This is a genomic window from Ilumatobacter sp., from assembly GCF_049588435.1.
Taxonomy (GTDB): Bacteria; Actinomycetota; Acidimicrobiia; order Acidimicrobiales; family Ilumatobacteraceae; genus Ilumatobacter_A.
This window is the reverse complement of the sequence record NZ_JBAVYV010000260.1, coordinates 1-21,014: the sequence shown is the minus strand read 5'-3', so window position 1 is coordinate 21,014 and position 21,014 is coordinate 1. Positions and strand designations below refer to the sequence as shown.

22 protein-coding genes and 1 pseudogene are annotated in these 21,014 nt (G+C 65.6%); 17 read left to right on the top strand and 6 right to left on the bottom strand.

Annotation, left to right across the window (positions count from 1 at the left end):
- Window positions 1–244, top strand: a 244-nt coding sequence (locus WBV89_RS10255) for a peroxiredoxin family protein (protein ID WP_423981245.1), incomplete at its 5' end; no start/stop codon positions are given.
- Between the two features lie 33 nt (window positions 245–277).
- Window positions 278–1,036 carry a hypothetical protein gene (locus tag WBV89_RS10250; RefSeq protein WP_423981244.1) on the top strand — a complete coding sequence of 253 codons (759 nt, stop codon included), beginning with the start codon at window positions 278–280 and terminating at the stop codon, window positions 1,034–1,036.
- A gap of 36 nt (window positions 1,037–1,072) precedes the next feature.
- Here the strand turns inward: WBV89_RS10250 and WBV89_RS10245 are convergent, their stop codons facing one another.
- Window positions 1,073–1,618 (bottom strand): adenylate/guanylate cyclase domain-containing protein, encoded by a 546-nt coding sequence (locus WBV89_RS10245; protein WP_423981243.1) that lies wholly within the window; start codon window positions 1,616–1,618, stop codon window positions 1,073–1,075.
- A gap of 86 nt (window positions 1,619–1,704) precedes the next feature.
- Here WBV89_RS10245 and WBV89_RS10240 point away from each other — a divergent pair, with 86 nt between their 5' ends.
- The 4 genes from WBV89_RS10240 to WBV89_RS10225 all read left to right on the top strand — a co-directional run bounded on the left by WBV89_RS10240 (window position 1,705) and on the right by WBV89_RS10225 (window position 5,728).
- Window positions 1,705–3,729, top strand: a complete 2,025-nt coding sequence (locus WBV89_RS10240; RefSeq protein WP_423981242.1) for a hypothetical protein — start codon at window positions 1,705–1,707, stop codon at window positions 3,727–3,729.
- A gap of 304 nt (window positions 3,730–4,033) precedes the next feature.
- Window positions 4,034–4,372 (top strand): WhiB family transcriptional regulator, encoded by a 339-nt coding sequence (locus WBV89_RS10235; protein ID WP_423981240.1) that lies wholly within the window; start codon window positions 4,034–4,036, stop codon window positions 4,370–4,372.
- 45 nt (window positions 4,373–4,417) lie between these two features.
- The gene (locus tag WBV89_RS10230) at window positions 4,418–4,600 is read left to right on the top strand and encodes a twin-arginine translocase TatA/TatE family subunit (RefSeq protein ID WP_423981239.1); all 183 of its coding nucleotides are present in this window, start codon (window positions 4,418–4,420) and stop codon (window positions 4,598–4,600) included.
- 120 nt (window positions 4,601–4,720) lie between these two features.
- Window positions 4,721–5,728 (top strand): amidohydrolase family protein, encoded by a 1,008-nt coding sequence (locus tag WBV89_RS10225; RefSeq protein WP_423981238.1) that lies wholly within the window; start codon window positions 4,721–4,723, stop codon window positions 5,726–5,728.
- A gap of 35 nt (window positions 5,729–5,763) precedes the next feature.
- Here the strand turns inward: WBV89_RS10225 and WBV89_RS10220 are convergent, their stop codons facing one another.
- The gene (locus WBV89_RS10220; protein ID WP_423981236.1) at window positions 5,764–6,123 is read right to left on the bottom strand and encodes a WhiB family transcriptional regulator; all 360 of its coding nucleotides are present in this window, start codon (window positions 6,121–6,123) and stop codon (window positions 5,764–5,766) included.
- Window positions 6,124–6,410: 287 nt separating this feature from the next.
- Between WBV89_RS10220 and WBV89_RS10215 the strand changes: the two genes are divergently transcribed.
- The 9 genes from WBV89_RS10215 (at window position 6,411) to WBV89_RS10175 (ending at window position 16,139) form a co-directional block, all read left to right on the top strand.
- On the top strand, window positions 6,411–6,848 hold the full coding sequence (locus WBV89_RS10215) for a hypothetical protein (RefSeq protein WP_423981235.1): 438 nt from the start codon (window positions 6,411–6,413) through the stop codon (window positions 6,846–6,848).
- Window positions 6,733–9,066, top strand: a complete 2,334-nt coding sequence (gene ppk1 / locus WBV89_RS10210) for a polyphosphate kinase 1 (protein ID WP_423981234.1) — start codon at window positions 6,733–6,735, stop codon at window positions 9,064–9,066. The genes WBV89_RS10215 and ppk1 overlap by 116 nt, the downstream gene beginning before the upstream one ends.
- Window positions 9,067–9,394: 328 nt before the next feature.
- The gene (locus WBV89_RS10205; protein ID WP_423981233.1) at window positions 9,395–10,393 is read left to right on the top strand and encodes a substrate-binding domain-containing protein; all 999 of its coding nucleotides are present in this window, start codon (window positions 9,395–9,397) and stop codon (window positions 10,391–10,393) included.
- A 168-nt stretch (window positions 10,394–10,561) separates the two neighbouring features.
- Window positions 10,562–11,488 (top strand): phosphate ABC transporter permease subunit PstC, encoded by a 927-nt coding sequence (pstC, locus tag WBV89_RS10200; protein WP_423981232.1) that lies wholly within the window; start codon window positions 10,562–10,564, stop codon window positions 11,486–11,488.
- 7 nt (window positions 11,489–11,495) lie between these two features.
- A complete protein-coding gene (gene pstA, locus WBV89_RS10195) occupies window positions 11,496–12,464 on the top strand; it encodes a phosphate ABC transporter permease PstA (protein WP_423981231.1) in 969 nt (322 codons plus the stop codon).
- A 133-nt stretch (window positions 12,465–12,597) separates the two neighbouring features.
- Window positions 12,598–13,449 (top strand): phosphate ABC transporter ATP-binding protein PstB, encoded by an 852-nt coding sequence (gene pstB, locus WBV89_RS10190; protein ID WP_423981230.1) that lies wholly within the window; start codon window positions 12,598–12,600, stop codon window positions 13,447–13,449.
- Window positions 13,446–14,168 (top strand): phosphate signaling complex protein PhoU, encoded by a 723-nt coding sequence (gene phoU / locus WBV89_RS10185; protein ID WP_423981229.1) that lies wholly within the window; start codon window positions 13,446–13,448, stop codon window positions 14,166–14,168. Before pstB ends, phoU begins: the two co-directional genes overlap by 4 nt.
- Before the next feature lie 4 nt (window positions 14,169–14,172).
- Window positions 14,173–15,444 (top strand): sensor histidine kinase, encoded by a 1,272-nt coding sequence (locus WBV89_RS10180; protein ID WP_423981228.1) that lies wholly within the window; start codon window positions 14,173–14,175, stop codon window positions 15,442–15,444.
- Window positions 15,441–16,139 (top strand): response regulator, encoded by a 699-nt coding sequence (locus WBV89_RS10175; protein WP_423981227.1) that lies wholly within the window; start codon window positions 15,441–15,443, stop codon window positions 16,137–16,139. The genes WBV89_RS10180 and WBV89_RS10175 overlap by 4 nt, the downstream gene beginning before the upstream one ends.
- Window positions 16,140–16,172: 33 nt before the next feature.
- Here WBV89_RS10175 and WBV89_RS10170 read toward each other — a convergent pair whose 3' ends face one another.
- Both WBV89_RS10170 and WBV89_RS10165 read right to left on the bottom strand, forming a co-directional pair.
- Entirely contained in the window at window positions 16,173–16,844 is a 672-nt protein-coding gene (locus WBV89_RS10170; protein WP_423981226.1) for a PhoU domain-containing protein, read from the bottom strand.
- Between the two features lie 19 nt (window positions 16,845–16,863).
- Window positions 16,864–18,006, bottom strand: a complete 1,143-nt coding sequence (locus WBV89_RS10165; protein WP_423981225.1) for a Na/Pi symporter — start codon at window positions 18,004–18,006, stop codon at window positions 16,864–16,866.
- A 94-nt stretch (window positions 18,007–18,100) separates the two neighbouring features.
- Here WBV89_RS10165 and WBV89_RS10160 point away from each other — a divergent pair, with 94 nt between their 5' ends.
- Window positions 18,101–18,751, top strand: a complete 651-nt coding sequence (locus WBV89_RS10160; RefSeq protein ID WP_423981224.1) for an O-methyltransferase — start codon at window positions 18,101–18,103, stop codon at window positions 18,749–18,751.
- Window positions 18,752–18,803: 52 nt separating this feature from the next.
- Here WBV89_RS10160 and WBV89_RS10155 read toward each other — a convergent pair.
- Together WBV89_RS10155 and WBV89_RS10150 are read right to left on the bottom strand one after the other, a co-directional pair.
- Window positions 18,804–19,393: pseudogene (locus tag WBV89_RS10155) on the bottom strand (winged helix-turn-helix domain-containing protein).
- A complete protein-coding gene (locus WBV89_RS10150; protein ID WP_423981223.1) occupies window positions 19,383–20,003 on the bottom strand; it encodes a hypothetical protein in 621 nt (206 codons plus the stop codon). The pseudogene WBV89_RS10155 and the gene WBV89_RS10150 overlap by 11 nt, the downstream one beginning before the upstream one ends.
- A 149-nt stretch (window positions 20,004–20,152) precedes the next feature.
- Here WBV89_RS10150 and WBV89_RS10145 point away from each other — a divergent pair.
- On the top strand, window positions 20,153–21,014 hold an 862-nt coding region (locus WBV89_RS10145), incomplete at its 3' end, for a DUF222 domain-containing protein (protein ID WP_423981222.1).

Here is a 21,014-nt window from a genome sequence, read left to right as displayed (position 1 = left end):
GGTCTGTGTCCCACTCGGAGCGGGTGCGTTCGACGCGACCGACGTCGCGGGACGGCTGGGCATGGCGATCGTGCACGACGAGCCGCACGGACGATGGGCGATCGGACCCGAGTCGCTCGGAGATCGGGCACTGACGACCGCTGCGGCCCCCGAGCTGGTGCTCGATGATCTCGACGGCAACGAGTTCCGGTTGTCGTCGCTGCGCGGCCAGAAGGTCGTGATCGTCTCCTGGGCTCCCTATTGAGGTTGCTCCTTCGATCTGCCCGGGTGGCAGGCATTGCGCTCCGAACTCCACGCCGACGGCCTGGAGGTCGTCACGGTGTCGCTCGAGCTGGCTGGACCTGACGCATCTCGAGCGCTGATCGAGGCGGCATCGCCGGAGCACCCGTCGCTGCTCGACCCGACGCATCGGATGGGTGCGCTGTTCGGCGTGGTCAACATCCCGAACGTGATCTGGATCGACGAATCGGGGACGATCGTCCGCCCGCCCGAGCCAGGCTGGCCGTCGGGCCGTCTCGCGCTGCCCGACGACATGTTCGGCGCGATCCCCGAACTCGGTACATCACCCACGGCACCGCCGGCACCCGATGGTGGGCCCGGCCAGTGGGACGTGCTCGGCTCGGGACAGGACCGTGAGGCCTACTCCGCGGCCATCCGAGACTGGGTCGCGAAGGGTGCGGACAGCGAGTACGCGATGTCTCCCTCCGAGGTGGTCGCGCGGTCACAACCACGGTCGGCCGACGTGTCCGCGGCGGCCGCCCACTTCGAGTTGGCCAACCGACTCTGGACCGACGGAGACCGAGACGCCGCGATCGACCACTTCAACGAATGTCATCGGCTCCAGCCCGACAACTGGACCTACAAGCGCCAGGCGTGGTCGCTGCTCGGACGCGAGCGCGTCGGCGGGAAGTACGGACAGTTCGTGCAAGCGCCGATCAAGGGGGAGGAGTCCGACTGGCCGTTCACCTCGGACTTCACATCCGACGTGCTCAACACGGAGATCGGCGGCTACTACCCCTCGACTCTGGAGCGGTAGCCCGTCCGCTCGACAGCGGGTCGAGTCACCCGGGCGTCAGATGAACGGCGTGCGGGTCCAGAGGTCGGCGGTGTCGGCATCGACCGGTTGGGGCGCGCCGCGCAGTTCGACGACGCTGATCGTTCCCGGGAAGCCACGCAACTCGATCTCGCCGAACGGTTCGGCGGTCACGCCTTCGGGCAGTCGCTCGATCTGCATCGCGGGCATCAGCACCTCGACGCCTTTCGCCCGGTCGCACAGGCGTGAGGCCATGTTGACGGCCGAGCCGATGTAATCGTCGCCTTCGAAGAGGAGCGCGTGGCCGGTTGCGATTCCCGCTCGCACCGTCAACGGGTTGCAGACCTCGGCGGCACGCCGCTCGAGATCCTGGACGAACGCGATCGCGTCGACTTGCTGGACGGCGACGCACATGCATCCGTCACCGAGCCATTTCGCGATCCGGACACCACGTTCGGAGCCGACCGATCGCACGATCGTGCGAAACGCGCTCAGGATGCGCCCCGCGGCGTCGTCGCCGAACGCCGCCGTGTAGTTCGTGAACCCGGACAGGTCCACGAACACGAAGGTCCGGGGCACACGCATCTCATGCATGCTATTCGCTCGAATGTGAACTGCAGCTGAACACTCTCCGCTGCGACGCGGTCCACAGGCTGTTGTAGGTTCGGCCCATGAGCGCCCGATTCACCTACTCGGCCTGGGATGGCACGCAGACAGGGTTCGAATTCGACGCCGACGGAGCGTTCGACGAACTGACCGACGAACTGCTGTACCACGGAGACGTCGACGCCGCACTGCGCCGGATGATGCAGGACGGGATGACCGATCGCGACGGCAACCAGCTCCAGGGTCTGCGCGAGTTGCTCGAGAAGTTGCGGGCCGAGCGTGAAGAGCGACTGGCGAACAGCGACCTCGGCGGCGTCTACGACGAGATCAACGACGAGCTGAACGACATCCTCGACGAGGAACGCCACGCGATCGACAACGCCCTGCGCGACGCGCAGAACTCGGGCGACGAACGTCGTGCGGAGAACGCCGAGGCCGCCGCTCAGGACCGCAACATGCGTCTCGACCTGATGCCCGACGACCTCGCCGGCAAGGTCCGCGAACTCGACTCGTACAACTTCGAGTCGGCCGAGGCGAAGCAGCGTTTCGAACAGCTGATGGAGAAGCTCAAAGAGCAGCTCATGCAGCAGATGGTCGACCAGATGTCGGGAGCGATGCAGAACATGTCGCCCGAGGACATGGCGCGCGTGAAGGACATGATGGCCGCGCTCAACGAGATGCTCGAGAAGCACCAGCGGGGCGAGGACCCGGGCTTCGACGAGTTCATGCAGGAGTTCGGCGATTTCTTCCCCGAGAACCCCGAGAACGTCGAGGAACTGCTCGAACAGATGGCCCAGCGGATGGCGGCCATGCAGGCGATGATGAACTCGATGACGCCCGAGCAGCGGGCGCAGCTCCAGGACCTGAGCGATCAGCTGATGGGCGACATGGATCTGCAGTGGCAGATGCAGCAGCTGTCGGGCAATCTGCAGCAGATGTTCCCGCAGATGCAGTGGGAGCGCAGCTACGACTTCGAGGGGCAGGACCCGATGGGGTTCTCGCAGGCGATGCAGGCGATGCAGGACCTCGGCGACATCGACCAGCTCGAGAACCTGCTGCGCAACGCGTCGAGCCCGAGCGCGTTGGCCGAGGCCGACATGGACAAGGTCCGCAACCTGATGGGTGACGACGCCGCGAAGTCACTCGAACGCCTCGCCGAGCTCACCAAGCAACTCGAGGCGGCGGGATTGGTCGAGCAGAAGGAGGGGCGCCTCGAGCTGACTCCGAAGGGGCTGCGCAAGATCGGTGCCAACGCGCTGCGCGAGCTGTTCTCGAACCTCTCGAAAGAGATGGCCGGGCAGCACCAATTGAACGAACAGGGGATGGGTCACGAGCGGACGTACGACAGCAAGGAGTACGAGTACGGCGATCCGTTCCAGCTCGACCTGAACCGCACGATCCGCAACGCGATCCGACGTCAGGCCGGCGAGGGCTCGACGAGCATGCCGGTGCGTCTCTCACCCGACGACTTCGAGATCGAGCGCATGGAGCACCTCACCCGCTCGTCGACCGTCCTGATGCTCGACCTCTCGCTGTCGATGCCGATGCGCGACAACTTCCTTCCGGCGAAGAAGGTGGCGATGGCGCTGCATCACCTGATCTCGACGCAGTTCCCGCGCGACTACCTCGGCATCGTCGGATTCTCCGAGACGGCACGCATCCTCACCGCCGAGCAGCTGCCCGAGGTGTCGTGGGACTTCGTGTACGGGACGAACATGCATCACGGCTTCACGCTCGCCCGCCAGTTGCTCGCGCGTGAGTCGGGCAACAAGCAGATCATCATGATCACGGACGGGGAACCGACCGCGCACATCACCCCGGACGGGTACCCGTTCTTCAACTATCCGCCGGCACGCGAGACCGTCGAGGCCACGCTGCGCGAGGTCGTGCGCTGCACGAAGAGCCAGATCCGGATCAACACGTTCGGGCTCGGCGCCGACGGTTCGCTGCGCGCGTTCATCGAACGGATGACGCAGATGAACGGCGGTCGTGCCTTCTTCACGACGCCCGAGAACCTGGGCGACTACGTGTTGGTCGACTTCCTCGACGGCAAGCGCCAACAGGCCCGCGCCGGCCGCCGCTCCGCCTGACCCCCGCCGCGCGCGACGCGCATCGTGCGATCTCGTGATCTCTTCGCGCACGGAGCGCGAGAACAGTTCACGAGTTCACCAGCGGCACCGGCGGGCTCCATCTGGATTCGCGCGTTGGGTCGACCTCTGCGCGCGCTTCGCGCGATTTCTGCGAATGACCCCTTGCGAACCGGGGGAGACGTCTGGCAGAATGACAGCACTGTAGTTACAAGGTCGAAACCGCTACGTCAAGCATCCTCCCTGAGCAGGGGAGACACCGTGCAGAGGGCGTCTCGACCACACGAAATCGCTTCATCAATCGCTTGTGCCGCTGGACCCGGCGCCTTGGCAGGAGGTCCACACCATGCAATTCATCACCACATCGAGCATCACGATCAGCGCAACGCCGGTCGAACCCGAAGCCGACTGGCACGATCGCGCCAACTGCCTGGGCGTCGACCCCGATCTGTTCTTCCCCGAGCGCGGCGCATCGACCCGCGAGGCCAAGGAGGTCTGCCGCGGTTGCGAGGTCCGTCACGACTGCCTCGAGTTCGCGTTGCAGAACGGCGAGAAGTTCGGGATCTGGGGCGGGCTCTCCGAACGTGAGCGCCGACGGATCCGTCGTCAGCGTGCGCAGGTGGCCCGCAGCACGATCGGAGCCTGATCGGGCCGGTGCACTCCGCTCACGTCGAGGGGGTAGCATCGAATCATGCTCTCGGGAAACGAAGCCATCATCGTCGTCGCTGTGATCCTGCTGTTGTTCGGCAGCTCGCAGGTGCCGAAGTTGGCTCGAAATCTCGGTAAGGCACAGAAGGAATTCAAGGACGGTCTCGACCAGGGCAAGGCCGAGTCGGCCGAGGCCGACGACGAGAAGTCATCCGCTGAATCCTGAGGCGCCTGCCGCACCACAACTGAACGGTTCGACCGACGTGCCCTGACCTCTGTGTCGGGGCACGCTCGCGTCCGGGCTGCGATGACGGGTTGGCATCCGCACGCTGTGTACGGTCGCGTCATGGAACCGGGGACGCAGGAATGGCTCGATCAAGTCGTCGAGGGGCCCATCGACGACCTTCGTGCGATCGTCGATCCTCACCATCATCTGTGGCCGAGCGACGGGGCGCTTCCGTACGGAGTGGACGATCTCGTGGGCGACACGACCGGGAGCCATCGGGTTGCTGCCACCGTCTTCATCGAGTGTCACGCCGCCTACCGCCCCGATGGTCCCGAACGACTCCGTCCGGTCGGTGAGACCGAGTTCGTCGCGGCTGCGGCCGACGACCTCGCCGTCCGCCACCCCGACGCGGCGCCGATCAGTGGCATCGTCGCCCACGCCGACCTGACCGACGATGGTCTCGACGAGATCCTCGATGCCCACGAAGCAGCAGCTGGTGGCCGTTTCCGCGGTATCCGCGACGCCTTGGCGCGGGCGCTCGAGCCCGACGCCCACATGATCCCGGGCGGGTACGCGGAGGGGAAGTCCGCCGACCCCGCATTCCGCCGTGGTGTCGAGCGCCTCGGCGTGCGCGGTCTCACCTACGACAGTTGGCACTACCACCACCAGAACGCAGACTTCGCGGACCTCGCTCGGGCTGTGCCGGAGACCACGATGGTCCTCGACCACTTCGGGACGCCCGTGGGTGTCGGCCGGTTCGCCGGCCGCCACGACGAGATCTTCGAGCAGTGGAAGCTCGACATCGCGCAGGTCGCCGCGTGTCCGAACACCGTTGCGAAGCTGGGCGGTCTCGCGATGCCCGACAACGGTTTCGGTTTCCACACCGCCGACAAGCCCCCGACGTCCGACGAACTGCTCGCTGCACAGCGGCGGTGGTACGAGCATGCGATCGAGTGCTTCGGACCGGAGCGGTGCATGTTCGAGAGCAACTTCCCGGTCGACCGGTTCTCGCTCTCGTATGCCGTGTACTGGAACGCCATGCAGCAACTGGCAGCGCAGTACACCGAGACCGAACGCGACGCGATGTTCGCCGGCACGGCGCGTCGCGTGTATCGCCTCGAGCTCTGAAAACGCGCGTCGGTGCCTGGCACCGACGCGCAGGTTCAGACGGAGGCGTCGACGTCTTGGCGTCGTGACTTGAGAATTCGACGACGCTCGCGCTCGGAGCAGCCGCCCCAGACGCCGTGGTCGATGCGTTCCTCGAGCGCGTACTCGAGACAGCGACCCATCACGGGGCAGTCACGACAGATCTTGCGTGCCTTGTCGACGCCGACCCCGTCGCTCGGGAAGAAGGTTGCCGGGGGATGCAAGCGACAGTTTCCCGTGGACATCCACGCAGTCTCGGAGTCGGGGTCGGGCGGCGCCGTCGTGAGTGTTGCAGGCCGACCATTGAGTGCGGCGATCGCTTCCGGGCTCAGCCCGGTGGGGTTGCGACGTTCGGTTCGCTTGCTGCGTTTGATCATCGAGGATCCTTTTCGTGGAGAGAAAACGGGCGTCCGATCGAACAGGGTTGGACAATCGGCACCTCACACATATTGACGTTCGGGGGGTGTGGTTGGTTCCCAGTTTTTGATTCGTTTCGCGGGGGTTCTCGGTGTCGACGTGTTCGACTCGGAATGTTCGAGACTGTCGTAACAACGATGGCGAACTGTAACACGTTCGTAATGTCGAGGCAAGCATTCCCCTCGTGCGGGTCGATGCGCCGGTCACCCCTGGCTGGACCTCGATCCGAGTCGCTAGAGTGCGCGCCATGTCAGACCTCGACACCAGTGCTGAATCCGCCGGACCCAAGGCGCATGCGCGGATCGTCTACCTCGGCCCCGTCTCGCCTCACTGGGAGGTCTACGGCGACTGGGGCGACCGCCAGACGCTGGACGAGTTCCGCGCGCGTGTCCTCGCACGCCTCGTGCTCCTGCCGCGCGAGGACCCGCAGTTCCGCCGCAACCGTGAACGGATCGTGCGCGACGCCGAGCGGGAGATGATCTCGATCGAATGGGATCTCGGCGTGGTCGTGCAGCAGCAGGCGAAGGCGACCGCGCCCGCTGAATCGGCCGAGTCCACGGAGGCGACCGTTGCCGCCGACCAGCCGTCCGAGTCCGGCGAGACCGCACCCGAGACCGACGACAACGCAGCCGCGGTGGCGGACGCTCCGAGCGACGCCGCAGAGGCGCCCGCGACCGATTCCTGAGCAACGGAGCCCGTTCGTGAACGGACCGTTCTGGCCGGCTCCGCTCGAATCGGAGGCGCAGGGTTCGACCCCTCCGATCGAGTTGCCGCTGCGCGGTCCCGACGGAAGCCGCCGGGACGGGACCGACGAACGGTTCGTCAACCGTGAACTGAGTTGGCTCGCCTTCAATGACCGCGTTCTGGAGCTGGCCTCCGAACCCGGGGTCCCACTTCTCGAGCGGGCGAAGTTCTGCGCGATCGTCTCGACCAATCTCGACGAGTTCTTCCAGGTGCGCGTCGGGGCGCTCAAGGATCAGATCGCGGCGGGGTTCGATCGTCCCACCCCGGACGGGCGCACGCCCGCGCAACAACTCGAGGACATCACGGCGCACGTGCCCGACTTCGTCGAACGCCTCGACAGCACGTTCGTCGACGACCTCGTGCCGGCACTCGCCGACGCAGGCGTCGAGATCATCCACTACGCGGAGCTCTCGACCGAGGAGATCGTCGCCCTCGATCGGTGGTACGAGGAGCGGGTCTACCCGGTGCTCACCCCGCTCGCCGTCGACCCCGGTCACCCGTTCCCGTACATCTCCGATCTTGCGCTCTCGCTCGCCATCAACGTCGCCGACCCCGACACCGGCGACCGACGCTTCGCGCGCCTCAAGGTGCCCAACGTCTTCCCGCGTCTCGTCGAGGTCGCCGTGGGCCGGTTCCTGCCCGTCGAGGAGTTGATCGCTGCGAAGCTCGACACGTTGTTCTCCGGCATGATCGTGGAGGAGTGGACACCGTTCCGCGTCAGCCGCAACGCCGACATCAACCTCGAAGAGGACGAGGCCGACGACCTGCTCGAGGCGGTCGAGAGTGAACTGCGCCGTCGCCGGTTCAACAAGGCGGTCCGCTTGGAGGTCGCCCACGACGTGGGGCCCGAGTTGTTGGCGTTGCTCGTCCGCGAACTCGAGTTGACCCACGCGGACGTCACGTACCACCGTTCCCTGCTCGACCTGAGCTGCCTGTGGGACTTGATGGCGATCGACCGTCCCGACCTGAAGGACGAGCCGTGGCCGGCGGTCACGGCGGGACGTCTGGCGGCCGCCGACGATGCCGATCGTCCGATCTTCGACGTGATGCGGCATCGCTCGATCCTCCTGCACCATCCGTACGAGAGCTTCTCGACGAGCGTCGAGGAGTTCATCAAGCAGTCGGCCGACGACTCCAAGGTGAAGTCGATCAAGATGACCCTGTACCGCGCCGGCGGTGACAGTGCGATCATCCGCAGCTTGATCCGGGCGTCCGAACGGGGCAAGCAGGTCGCGGTCCTCGTCGAACTCAAGGCTCGGTTCGACGAAGCCGCCAACGTCCAGTGGGCCAAGCAGCTCGAACGTGCCGGCGTCCACGTCGTGTACGGCATGGTCGGGTTGAAGACGCACTCGAAGGTCGTGTTGGTCGTGCGCGACGACGGCGACCGGTTGCGCCGGTACTGCCACATCGGTACGGGCAACTACAACGCGAAGACGGCGCGGATCTACGAGGACCTCGGCCTGCTCACGTGTGAGGAGGCGATCGGCGATGACGTGCTCGAGTTGTTCAACCACCTCACCGGATACAGCCGATCGGTCGACTACAGCACCCTGCTCGTCGCGCCGCGGGATCTTCGCCGCGCGCTGCTCGACCTGATCGAGCACGAGTCGTCGTTCGGCCCCGACGGTCACATCACGCTGAAGTGCAACTCGATCGCCGATCCCGAACTCGTCGAGGCGCTGTACGCAGCGAGCGCCACAGGGACGCGCATCGACCTGCTCGTACGCGGGATCTGCTGTCTCCGTGCCGGTGTGCCCGGGCTGTCGGAGAACATCCGGGCCCGGAGCGTCCTCGGCCGATACCTCGAACACAGCCGGATCTACCGGTTCTCGCACGGCAACCTGATCCACGGCGAACGGGTCGACGGGGCGCACAGCGACGCACTCCACATGATGGGGTCGGCCGACCTGATGCCGCGCAACCTGAACCGTCGCGTCGAGGTCATGGTGCCGATCGAGAACCCACGGCACACGGAGTGGCTCGATCAGGCGATCGAGTTCGGTCTCGCCGACGACGTGGTGGCGTGGGAACTGCAGCCCGACTATTCGTGGGCGCGCATCGGCCCGACGAATGCGTTCGAGCCGCACCCCCAGGAGCGGATGTATCACTGGACGGTCGAACGCCAGACGGGTTCCACCGGCACGCGCTCCACGGACTGAGCATCCGCCGGTTCCGAAGCCCCCTCCAGGCGCTGGGACGCCCTTGTTCGCTCGCGCGTCGTCGATCGTTCACCCTCCGTTCACCGAACGCGCCGTGCGGTTCACCTTGTCGTCGTACCTTGCTGGCTGTCGCTCCGGGCATTGGGTCCGGGCGCGGCATTCACCCCCCCCAAACAACCAACACATGGAGTCCGACAGCGTGAACAGCAAACGTCGTATTTTCGCCGGGGCAGTCGCCCTTTCATTCGTTGTCGCCGCATGCGGCAGCGATGACGATTCGAGCAGTGAAGAAACAGAGACCGAGGCCAGCGAGGACGCAGAGTCCGCGGTGACCGAGGCAGAAGAAGCAGCCGAGACGGAAACGTCGGAGGCGATGGAGGAGACCGAGACCGAGACCTCCGAGGCAATGGAGGAGGCCGAGACCGACCTGGCCGGCCTCTCCGGCGACATCACCATCTCGGGTTCCTCGACCGTCGAGCCGATCTCGGTTCGCGTCCAGGAACTCTTCAACAACCAGGCACCTGACGTGAACATCACCGTCGACGGCCCGGGAACGGGTGACGGCTTCCAGCTGTTCTGCAGCGGTGAGACCGACATCTCGGACGCATCCCGTGCGATCAAGGACGAAGAGGCAGCCTCCTGTGAGGAAGCCGGCATCGAGTTCACGGAACTGCAGGTCGGCATCGACGGCCTCGCTGTCATCACGAATGCGGCCAACGACGCCGTCGAGTGCGTGTCGTTCGAGCAGATCTACGGTCTCGTCGGACCGGAGTCGACCGGCGTCACCAACTGGAGCGACGCGAACGAACTCATCGTCGAAGTCGGTGGCGAAGGCGACCTGCCCGACGCCGAGCTCGAAATCTACGGGCCCGGCGAAGAGTCCGGAACCTTCGACAGCTTCATCGAGATCGTTCTCGAGGGCATCGCCGAAGAGCGTGGACAAGAGGCGATCACCCGCCCGGACTACAACCCGTCGGCTGACGACAACGTGATCCTGCAGGGGATCCAGGGGTCGGAGACCAGCTTCGGTTGGGTCGGCTACGCCTTCGCTGACACCGCCGAGGACGTCAAGCTGCTGCAGGTCGACGGGGGCGAAGGCTGCGTTGCGGCCGACCCGGAGACGATTGCGTCCAACGAGTACCCGGTCAGCCGGCCGCTGTTCATCTACGTGAACAACGCCTCCGCCGCCGAGAACCCGCAGCTGTCGGCCTTCGTCGACTTCTACGTGGGTGAGGGCCTCGACACGGCAGTGGCCGAGGTCGACTACGTCGCTCTCAGCGAGGACGCCAAGGCAGAGGTCCGCAGCGCCTGGGAAGCCGCAGGCTGACGAACCGATCCCCCGAGTGATGTCGAGGTCGTCCCATCGAACGGTCATCCGACCGAGCTGGGGCGGCCTTGGCGGGCTCGTGATCATTCCAGGGCCAGTTAGCGTTCCACCCGCCGAATCGCCCCGAAATCCCGACACCCCCCGAGACCGGAGTTTGGACAACGCACGATGACCGATACATCCTTGACGCTCGAGCAGTTGGCTGCGCCCGCTGGTCAGCGACGACGCGAGAGCATCGTGCGCGGACTCGTGTTCGCAGCGGCGATCGCCAGCGTCCTGATCTCCGCTCTGATCGTCTGGTCGCTCCTCCGTGAGGCCTGGGTCTTCATGACCGAGATCGACTGGTCCTTGACCTGGGGACAGATCGGCTGGTTCCCGCGGCGCGGGATCTACGACATGCCGACCCTCCTCGTGGCGACCCTGATCGTCACGGTGATCGCCATGATCGTCGCAGCCCCCCTCGGGCTCGGCGCGGCGATCTACATGTCGGAATACGCCCGGCCAGGCGTCCGCAAGGTCCTGAAGCCGACACTCGAGATCCTTGCCGGGATCCCGTCGGTCGTGCTCGGTGCGTTCGCGATCGCGTTCATCGCTCCGAACGTGGTGGCCAACATCGGAGGCAGCGACGGCGGGTCGCTGATGGCGGCTGGAATCGGCGTGGGAATCCTCACGATCCCACTCGTTGCCTCGATCTCCGAAGACGCGATGCGCTCGGTGCCGAGAGAGCTCCGGGAAGCGTCGGAGGGTCTGGGGGCCCGCAAGATCACCACGGTCACCCGCGTCGTGCTCCCCGCCGCCGTGTCCGGGCTGGTCGCCGCGTTCATCGTCGCGGTGAGCCGTGCGATCGGCGAGACGATGGTCGTCTTCCTGGCCGGCGGTGCTGCCGATGCCGCCGTGTTCAACGCTGATCCCTACGAGGGGAGCCTCACGATGACCGCGGCGATGGCCTCGCTCGCAAGCGGGACCGATCAGGTCGTCGGCGCCGGACTCACCTTCCAGAGTCTGTTCTTCGTCGGATTGGTGCTGTTCCTGATCACGCTGGTGCTGAACATGATCGGCAACGCGTTCGTCGCCCGAGTCCGAGAGAAGTACTGAGGAAACCATGAGTCTGTCGCAACCCCTCGTCGGTGAGCGCACCCGCGAGCAGATCCGCAAGAGCGTCACCGAACCAAGTTCCGACGTGGCGGGTGGCATCTTCAAGTCACTCCTCATGTTGTCGCTCGGCCTGGCGCTGATGATCATCGCCGTCCTCTTCGTCGACCAGATCGTCGACGGCTGGGCGCAGCTCAGTACGCGGCTCGGCGGCTTCCTCCAAGGGACGCTGCGGTCGCGGTCCGAGGACGAACTCCTCGGTGTCCACCAAGGTCTGTACGGCTCGTTCTGGATCGCCGTGTTCGTCGCCGTGCTGGCGTTCCCGATGGGCCTCGCTGCCGCGATCTATCTCGAGGAGTACGCGAGGGAGAACCGGTTCACGTCCTTCCTCGAGCTCGTGATTCGCAACCTGGCGGGTGTCCCGTCGGTCGTGTACGGACTGCTCGGTCTGTTCCTGTTCGTGAACTCAGGGTGGCTGAGCGAGAACATCACGAACGGCTCGACCGTCATCTCGGCCGGGCTGACGATGTCCGTGCTCGTCCTGCCGATCGTGATCATCACGTCCCAGGAGGCGCTACGGTCGGTTCCCGCCGGGCTCAAGGAGGGCGCATACGGAGTGGGAGCGACACAGTGGGACATGATCCGCTCGCAGATGTTGCCGTACGCAGCCCCGGGGATCCTCACGGGCACCCTGCTCTCGATGTCACGTGCGATCGGTGAGGCCGCCCCGCTGATCCTCATCGGTGCGATCACCGGCGGGATGACCGCCAACCCGGGGATCACCGACGTTGGGTCTCTCGACGAGGCGTTCACAGCGATGCCGATCATCATCACCACATGGGTCCAGCAGTCCGGTCGCGACGCCGGCTTCCTCACGGCGGCCGCGGCTGCCATCGTGGTGTTGCTGGCATTCGTGATGGTGTTGAACATGGCGGCGATCATCCTCCGCAACCACTACGAGAAGAAGCGCGTCGGATGACGACCGCGATCGTGAGTTCGTCGGGTTTCTCGCCGACACTGCCCCCATCTTTCATCCTGCACCTCCACCACGTCCCCCCACGCATGAACCAGGTATCACCATGGAATCCCCGAGCAGCACACGAGCAGCGCACATGACCGAGACCGACCGCCCCTCCACGACCCAGACCATCGAGCCGGAGGTGTCCGACGACGTCGTCAAGGAACACGTCTTCGAGGCCCGCGGTCTCAACGTGTACTACGGCGACTTCCGCGCCGTGCGCGATGTCGACATCGACATCAACAAGAACGAGATCACCGCCTTCATCGGTCCGTCCGGCTGCGGCAAGACCACCATCCTGCGGTGCTTCAATCGGATGAACGACCTGATCGAGACCGCCCGCGTGGAGGGCTCGCTCCGCTACCACGACATCGACCTGTACGACCGCGCGGTCGACGCGGTGCAGGTGCGTCGCAACATCGGGATGGTCTTTCAGAAGCCGAACCCGTTCCCGAAATCAATCTACGACAACGTCGCGTTCGGGCCGCGTGTCGCAAAGTCCGTCAAGAAGGGTGATCTGGACGATCTGGTCGAGCGCTCGTTGCGTCGCGCCGCACTGTGGGACGAGGTGAAGGACCGGTTGGACAAGTCTGCCCTCGGCATGTCCGGCGGTCAGCAGCAGCGGCTGTGCATCGCCCGTGCGATCGCCGCGGAGCCCGATGTCCTGCTCATGGACGAGCCCTGCTCGGCACTCGACCCGATCGCCACGGCGCGCATCGAGGATCTGATGCAGGAACTCAAGGAGGACTACACGATCGTGATCGTCACGCACAACATGCAGCAGGCGTCGCGGACGAGCGACAACACGGCGTTCTTCTCCGTGGAGAGCTCCGAGGACAGCGACATGCGGACGGGCTTGATGGTGGAGATGAATCCGACCGAGAAGATCTTCTCCTCTCCCGACGACGTCCGGACAGAGCACTACGTCACCGGGCGGTTCGGATGACCGAGCAGGACCTGCGCGTGAAGTTCCGCGAAGAACTCGCCGACATTCGACAGCGCATCGCACGGCTGGGCGCCGGCGTGACCGAACTCGTCCCGCGGGCGACCGAGATCCTGCTGGACTCCGATCTCGAGGGGGCGGAGTACATCATCCTCGGCGACGTCGAGTACGACCGGAAGTCACTCGAGATCGAGGAACTCTGTTTCAGCGAGATCGCGCTCCAGGCTCCGGTCGCGGCGGATCTTCGTGAGCTCGTGTCGGCGATCAAGATCATCGCCGACATCGAACGTTCCGCCGACCTCTGCGTCAACATCTGCAAAGCGGCGCGGCGAATCTACAGTCATGAGCTCGACTCCCACCTGCGCGGCATCATCCACAAGTGCGGCGACCAGGCGGCGCGGCTGTTCAAGGAGGCCACCGAGGCCTATCTCACGAGCGACGGTGTGCGCGCCGCTGCGCTCAACGACATGGATGCCTATCTCGATGACTTGCATCGCCAGTTCATCCAGGTGATCTTCGAGAGCCACGCCGCCGGGAACATCGACCTCCAGGTCGCGGTGCAGCTCGCCGTGGTGGCGCGCTTCTACGAGCGGATCGGTGACCACGCGGTGAACGTCGGGATGCGCACCCGCTACATCGTCGACGGCTGGTTGCCCGAGCAGCCGTACCCGGAGAGCGACGCCGTGTTGGCTCCGGACGGCTCCGACGCCGGCCAGACCTGACCCCATGGCCGCCGCGATCCTCCTGTCCCTCCTGTTCGGCGGCATGATCGGGATCCTCGTCGCCCGCTGGGTCGTTCCCGGCCGAGCGACCCAGCAGCGTGCATCGGAGAAACCGTCCGAGGACCACCATGAACCGGGCGACGTCCTGCCCGAACACGATGCCGCTCAGAACGGGTCCCCCGACGTCGATTCGGTCCTCATGACCGCCGCGGACGAACTCGACCTCGGTCTCGTCGTTTCGGCGGCGGACGGGACCGTGATCTACCGCAACCGTGCGGCCTCTGTGATGAACGGGACCCACGTCGGGCTGATCGTGGAGGAGCATCTGGAACGGGCGCTCGATGCGGCACGCAATGGTGAGCGCACCGACGATCTGGTCGAACTCCACGGCCCGCCGCGAGTCGCCTTGCAGCTCGTTGCCGAACCGATGCCGAACGGCCTCGCAGTCGCGACGGTCGAAGATGTGAGCGAACGTTCCCGGATCAACCTGATGCGGACCGACTTCGTCGCCAACATCTCACACGAACTGAAGACGCCCGTGGGAGCGATCGCAGTCCTCGCCGAAGCATTGTTCGGCGAGAACGACCGTGAGGTGATCGACCGGGTCGCGGGGCGCATGGTCGACGAGTCGCATCGCGCAGTGCGGGCGATCGACGACCTGCTCGAACTGTCGCGGATCGAATCCGGTCCCCTCCTCGAGGATGTCGTCGCGCTCGACGAGGTGGTCGCGACGGCGATCGCTCGCGGGCAGGTCGTCGACGAGACGAAGGGTGTCGCCGTCGCAGCATTCGACGGCCACGAGCCGGTTCGGCTCCGCGCCGACCGCCGCCAACTCGTCGCGGCGCTCGGGAATCTGGTCGAGAATGCGGTCAAGTACAGCGAGCCGGGAGGGGCCGTCCAGGTCCGGGTCCGCGTCGATGACCACGCGGTCGAGGTGATGGTCGCCGATCAGGGGATCGGGATCCCGGCGCGCGACCTCGAGCGGATCTTCGAGCGCTTCTATCGCGTCGACCGTGCTCGCAGCCGCGAAACCGGTGGGACCGGGCTCGGGTTGTCGATCGTCCGACACGTCGCGTCGAATCACGGGGGCGAAGTGTTGGTCTCCTCGCAGGAGGGGGAGGGGTCGACCTTCGTCCTCCGACTCCCGGCATCACTCATCGATTCCTCCACGGACGACTCGGCCCCGCATCACTCATCCGAATCCGATCCGACATCCACCGATCCGACGTCCACCGAACCGACGTCCACCGAACCGACACGTGAGCAGCACCAATGAGCGAAGCAACCATCTTTGTGGTCGAGGACGAGCCGAGCTTCGTCGACGCCCTGACCATCGGGCTGACCCGTGAGGGGTTCACCGTCGAGTTTGCCACCGACGGTGCCGAGGCGCTCGCACGCTTCGACGAGGTGAACCCCGATCTCGTGCTGCTCGACGTGATGTTGCCGAAGGTCAGCGGGATCGACGTGTGTCGCCAGCTCCGCAAGCGCACCTCCGTCCCGATCATCATGGTCACGGCGAAGGGTGCCGAGATCGACACCGTCGTCGGGCTGGAGGTCGGCGCGGACGACTACGTCACCAAGCCGTACCGACTGCGCGAGTTGGTCGCCCGGATGCACGCGGTGCTGAGGCGGGCCCCCGAACACGGCAACGGTGGGGCCGGCCTCGATTCGAACTGTCTCACGGTCGATGGGGTGTCCCTCGACGCCGGCCAGCACCTCGTTGTCGTCGACGGTGAGCCGTTGACGCTTCCGCTCAAGGAGTTCGAGCTGTTGCACCTGCTCCTCGCGAACGCCGGGCAGGTCCTCCCTCGCGAGACGCTCATCGATCGAGTGTGGGGCCTCGACTACGTCGGCGACACGAAGACCCTCGACGTCCACATCAAACGACTGCGGGGCAAGATCGAAGCCGATCCGTCGCAGCCCACTCGGATCACCACGATCCGCGGCCTCGGCTACAAGTACACCCGCTGATGTATCAACTGGGGTCAGATCCCAGTTGATACATCAGTCCTCGGTGTCGGTCTCGCCGCCATCGAGGTAGTCGAGCGTCGGGATCGGTTCGTCGACCGATCGCACGATGCCGAGCAGGTTCGCGACGATGCGCTTGAGGTATCGGTAGTAGATGGCGCGGGGGACGACCTCGCGGCCCGGCCGGTCGGAGTGCATGTAGCCCAGGATCTCGGCCTGGTGGGCGTCGATCATCGCCCCGGCGCGTGCCGTGAAGTCGGCGACCCGTTCGTCGTCGGGCTCGGCCAGCAGCTCGGCGGCTTCACCGAACATCGTCGAGATGATGCCGCGTTCGGCGAGCAGCGCATCCGTGTCGGGCTCGTTGTCGAGCAGCACCCCGGTCTCTGCGAGGTCGAGGACGTTCTTCGCCTGATCGCCGATGCGTTCGATCTTCTTGAGCAACAGGATCATGCCGAGGACCGATCCGATGTCGGTCGAGCCCTGCACGGCGACGTGGACCACGAGCTCGGACCGGAGTTCCTGCTCGGCATGGTTGATCCGCTGATCCGTCTCGCGGATGTCGGACTCGACGGCGGTCCAATCGGTATCGGTCAACAGCGCGAGCGTCGCCAGGTCGAAGGATCGACGGGCGTCACCGAGCATGCCGACGGACCGCGTCACGACGTGTTCCAGCCCGCCGGAGCTCTTCTTGAAGAATGACATCACCATGATTTGACCTGCTTTCCGGTCAGCGCAGAAGCACGAGACCGACGAGGGGGAGAACGATGAAGAATCCCATCACATACGTGACGGCCCAGATTCGCCGCCTGACCGCCAGTTCGGCGAGTCGCTCGGCGGCGAGGATCGGGAGATCGCGCCACCATGGTGGCACGTACAGGATGAGAATTGCGACGACATTGAACGATGTGTGGACGAGGGCGACGGTCAGCGCTGCGGGAACCGACGTCGCGAGTGCGGCCAGCAGGGCGGTGATCGTGGTCCCGACGTTCGCGCCGAGCGTGACCGGGTAGGCGTTGCGGAGCGACAGGACACCGGCCGCCGACATTGGGATGAGGATCGAGGTGGTGATGCTGGACGACTGCACCGCAACGGTGATCAGCATGCCGAGCATCATCGCGACCGTTCCGCTGCCCTTGCCGAGCACGGTGTTGATCGAGCGCTCGACTCGGTCAGCGACGAGCTTGCGCATGTTCTTCGTGATGAATGTCAGCGATGCGAGGACGATGACGAGGCCGGAGAGGACCACGATCGTGCCGAGCCAGTTGCCGGAGAGACCGATCTTCTCCCAGAAGTCGACGATCCACTGCACCGGGCCCTTGACCCACTTCTTCACCGGGCTCTCCCAGTCGGAGCCCGACGATCCGACCAGGACGTCGGTCAGCCAGGTCGCGAGCTTCGACAGGATGCCCGTCATCAGTTCGAGTGGAAGCAGCACGATCACGGCGAAGACGTTGAAGAAGTCGTGCACCGTCGCAGCGGCGAATGCGCGCTTGAACTCGTTGGAGTGGCGAACGTGTCCGAGCGACACGAGCGTGTTCGTCACGGTCGTGCCGATGTTGGCACCCATGATCATCGGGACGGCGTCGTCGACGGTGATGTTGCCGGTCGCGACGAGTCCGACGATGATCGCTGTCGACGCCGACGACGACTGCACGAGCACGGTGCCGAGGATTCCGATGCAGAGGCCGGCGATCGGGTTCGAGACGCTCGAGAACAGGCGCTCCTGGGTCTCGGAACCCATGATGTTGATGCCCTCTTCGAGCGACGACACGCCGATGAGGAACAGATAGATCAGGCCGCCGACGAGCAACGCCCGAACCGGGGTCGGGATCTCGACGCGCGTGGTCGATGCGTCGGTCGATGTGCTCATGGCCGCAGGGCAATCTAGGCGCGATTCCCCGGGAGCCGCAGACGGCGTGGATTTCCGGTGATCGTGGCACGGTGGCGCGTGCCACAGTGTCGACGTGGACGACGTCGCGGAACGGTTGTTGGAACTGGCGGGCGGCGACCCGTTCCGAGCTGTTCGGGTCCTCAGCGAGGAGCATCAGATCGAGCATGGGTGCGGTCTCCACCACGCCGGCGGCCCGGTCATGCAGCTGGTCGCATCGATCACGCGCGCCGCACGTCCGCAACGAGTCCTCGATCTCGGTTGTGGACTCGGCTACTCGACCCTGTGGATCGCGCAGGCCGCCGGGCCTGATGCACACGTGATCGGAATCGACGACGACCCACGGCACATCGAGGAGGCGGAGCGACTTGCTCAGGCGCATGGACTCGGTGACCGGATCACGTATCGGTGCGGTGCCGTCGTGGACGTGCTGGGCACCCTGGACTCGCCGGTCGACATGATCCACGACGACGCGTGGTTCGCTCGTCCTCCCGCGCACCTCGACGCCGCGATCGGTCTTCTCCGAACGGGCGGTGTGCTGACGATGGCCAACTGGTTCCTGCTCGTCGACGCGCTCACCGGGCAGCCGCGCAACGATTGGGAACGGTTCGCGGGCCCGACGTGGGCAGTCGACACGGTGTCGTTCGCGCGTCAGCTTGCGGCACGCGACGATCTGGAGATCAGCTGGATCACCACACCGCCGGTCGGCCTGGCAACGAAGTCATGACGACATGCCGTGGACGTGGCGATGGCCGGTCCGACGACGGGGGGGTTCCCGATCAGATCGGAAGGTCGGGCGCCGGGAATGTGTCGAGTAACACTGCGACCGGTTGCGGGTCGCCGGCGGCGGGTCCCGCTCCTCGATAGCGCTCGATGACGTCGAGGATCTCGGCGTTCATCGCGCGGAGTTGGTCGGGAGTCAGTTCGAGCCGGAGATCGGACGAGTCGGCGGCGGCGCGCCAGTCGGTGGTCCAGGTCGAGGAGGTGGCGTGCCAGTGGTCGCGCCAGGTTGCCTTCAGCCGAGAGTGGTGGCCGCTGAACCATTCCGCTGCTGCGTGTTCGTCCGGGTCGTCGTCGAAGTCGATGTCGTTCCACGACGAGTAGTCATGCGCGGATTGCCACCACCGTTCGCGGGCGGTCCCGCGTGTTTCGTCCTCGGTGACGAGCCGACGTCCGCGAGTTCCCGGAGGTGGTAGCTGGTGGCACCCGTGTTGGTCTCGAGTCGGGTGGCGAGTTGTGCCGACGTCGCAGGTCCGTGGACTCGGAGGCTCGCGAGGAGGCGGGTGCGGAGCGGATGCGCGAGGCAGCGCAGCTGCGATCCGTCGAGCCGGACGACACGCGCGGCGGACTCTGCTTCCTCAGCGGTCATCGGTTGCAGAATAGCTGTGCGTCGGCGTGCGCCGGCCGTGGGCCGAGTCCGGCGAGGTCGAGATGAGGTAGAGCGGGGCGGCGGCCCCGATCGCCGCCGCACCGACGAGGATGGCGATCAACAAGCTGTGCACGTCGGCGAGGGCGGCCAGAGCGAGACCACCGAGGGTTCCACCAGTCAACCCACACAGGCTGTTCACCGACACCACCGACACGCGCATGCCTGGACCGTCCACCGCCCGATGCAGGAGACCGGAGTGCACGCTGTTGGCACCGCCGTGAGCGGTCATCGTCAGCACGAATGCCACGAGGACACCCGTTCCTCCCGCGACGAGTCCGATTCCGAGGATGAAGACCGCTTGGCAACCGAGCATCGCGGCGCCTGCCCCGGCCAGCCCGATCCGGGCGCAGATCAGCGGCACGAGTGCTGCGCCCGCAGCGCTGGCGAGCCAGCCGATGGTCTGGGTCGGCCCGAGAACCTGGGCGGCTCGGGTCGTGGATCCGAGCACCTGATCGAGTTTGGCGGGTGTCAACAGTTCGAAGGCGGGCATCCCGAATCCCCATAGCGCCTCGATCGTGACGAGGGCGAGCAGTGGTCGCGTCGACGTCACCAGTCGGAGTGCGTCGCGGGCAAGAATGTGCACAAGCGACGGGCTGAGCGGTCACGAGGGATGTGATCGGCGGCCGCGTTTGGTCAGTAGGTACTCGATACCTCCACAAAGCTCTTGCATCGAACGGGTGTTCGTTGTATTGTGTAGGTATGGACGTGGGGTTCGTCGAGGAGCTGGTGGCGATGCCGGCGGCGGGACTCGATGAGGTGTTGCGTGCGGTCGAGCTGGAGCGTCGTGATGTGGAGGCGCGGTTGGCGTTGGTCGCGGCTGTGGTCGAGCAGCGTCAGCAGTTCTTGTCCGATGGTCATCGGTCGATGAGCGCCTACTTGAAAGCGCATCTGAACTGTTCGGGGGCCGAGGCGAACCGGATCCGACGTCGCGGGAAGCTGTTGAACGAACATTCGTGTGCGCTCGGGGCGGTCGGTGAGGGTCGGGTGTCGGTGAGCAATGTCGATCTGCTCGCGAGGGCGGTGGCGCATCCGCGTGTCGGTGGTCGTGTGGGCGAGTTCGTTGACCAGTTGGTCGAGTATGGGGAACATTTCCCGGTGAAGGACTTCGCGGTGCTGGTCGATCGGGTGGCGTCGAACGCGGATCCTGATGGGACGGATCCGGGCGAGGATCATGATGCGAACGCGACGGTGGTTGCGGGGCCTGACGGGGTGAATATCAAAGTCACCGGTGGGACGGGGTTGCAGGCGGCGGAGATGAAGGCGATCTTCGATCTCGCGACGCAGGCCGAGTTCGACGCCGACGTTGCTGCGCGCCGAGCCGAGCACGGTGAACTCGCGGATCGGTTTCCGTTGCCGAGGTCCCCAGCGCAGCGGCGGTTCGCTGCTCAGTATGCGATCCACATGGCGTACGTGACCGTCCCGGTGGATGGGCAGCGTCCGGAGCCGGTCGTGGACATCGTGTTCAGCACCGACCGCGCCGGCCGCGCCCTCCGCGATCACGGGCTTGTTGCTGATGTTGACGTGTTCGAAGATCGAGCTGGCGGGTCGGGGACCGACCAAC

Coding starts and splice junctions, on each gene's coding strand:
- phoU (WP_423981229.1), top strand. CDS start 13,446: ATGACCGAGCAGGACCTGCGCGTGAAGTTCCGCGAAGAACTCGCCGAC.
- WBV89_RS10170 (WP_423981226.1), bottom strand. CDS start 16,844: ATGGTGATGTCATTCTTCAAGAAGAGCTCCGGCGGGCTGGAACACGTC.
- pstB (WP_423981230.1), top strand. CDS start 12,598: ATGACCGAGACCGACCGCCCCTCCACGACCCAGACCATCGAGCCGGAG.
- WBV89_RS10225 (WP_423981238.1), top strand. CDS start 4,721: ATGGAACCGGGGACGCAGGAATGGCTCGATCAAGTCGTCGAGGGGCCC.
- WBV89_RS10175 (WP_423981227.1), top strand. CDS start 15,441: ATGAGCGAAGCAACCATCTTTGTGGTCGAGGACGAGCCGAGCTTCGTC.
- WBV89_RS10220 (WP_423981236.1), bottom strand. CDS start 6,123: ATGATCAAACGCAGCAAGCGAACCGAACGTCGCAACCCCACCGGGCTG.
- pstA (WP_423981231.1), top strand. CDS start 11,496: ATGAGTCTGTCGCAACCCCTCGTCGGTGAGCGCACCCGCGAGCAGATC.
- WBV89_RS10165 (WP_423981225.1), bottom strand. CDS start 18,006: ATGAGCACATCGACCGACGCATCGACCACGCGCGTCGAGATCCCGACC.
- WBV89_RS10180 (WP_423981228.1), top strand. CDS start 14,173: ATGGCCGCCGCGATCCTCCTGTCCCTCCTGTTCGGCGGCATGATCGGG.
- WBV89_RS10230 (WP_423981239.1), top strand. CDS start 4,418: ATGCTCTCGGGAAACGAAGCCATCATCGTCGTCGCTGTGATCCTGCTG.
- WBV89_RS10240 (WP_423981242.1), top strand. CDS start 1,705: ATGAGCGCCCGATTCACCTACTCGGCCTGGGATGGCACGCAGACAGGG.
- WBV89_RS10215 (WP_423981235.1), top strand. CDS start 6,411: ATGTCAGACCTCGACACCAGTGCTGAATCCGCCGGACCCAAGGCGCAT.
- pstC (WP_423981232.1), top strand. CDS start 10,562: ATGACCGATACATCCTTGACGCTCGAGCAGTTGGCTGCGCCCGCTGGT.
- WBV89_RS10245 (WP_423981243.1), bottom strand. CDS start 1,618: ATGCGTGTGCCCCGGACCTTCGTGTTCGTGGACCTGTCCGGGTTCACG.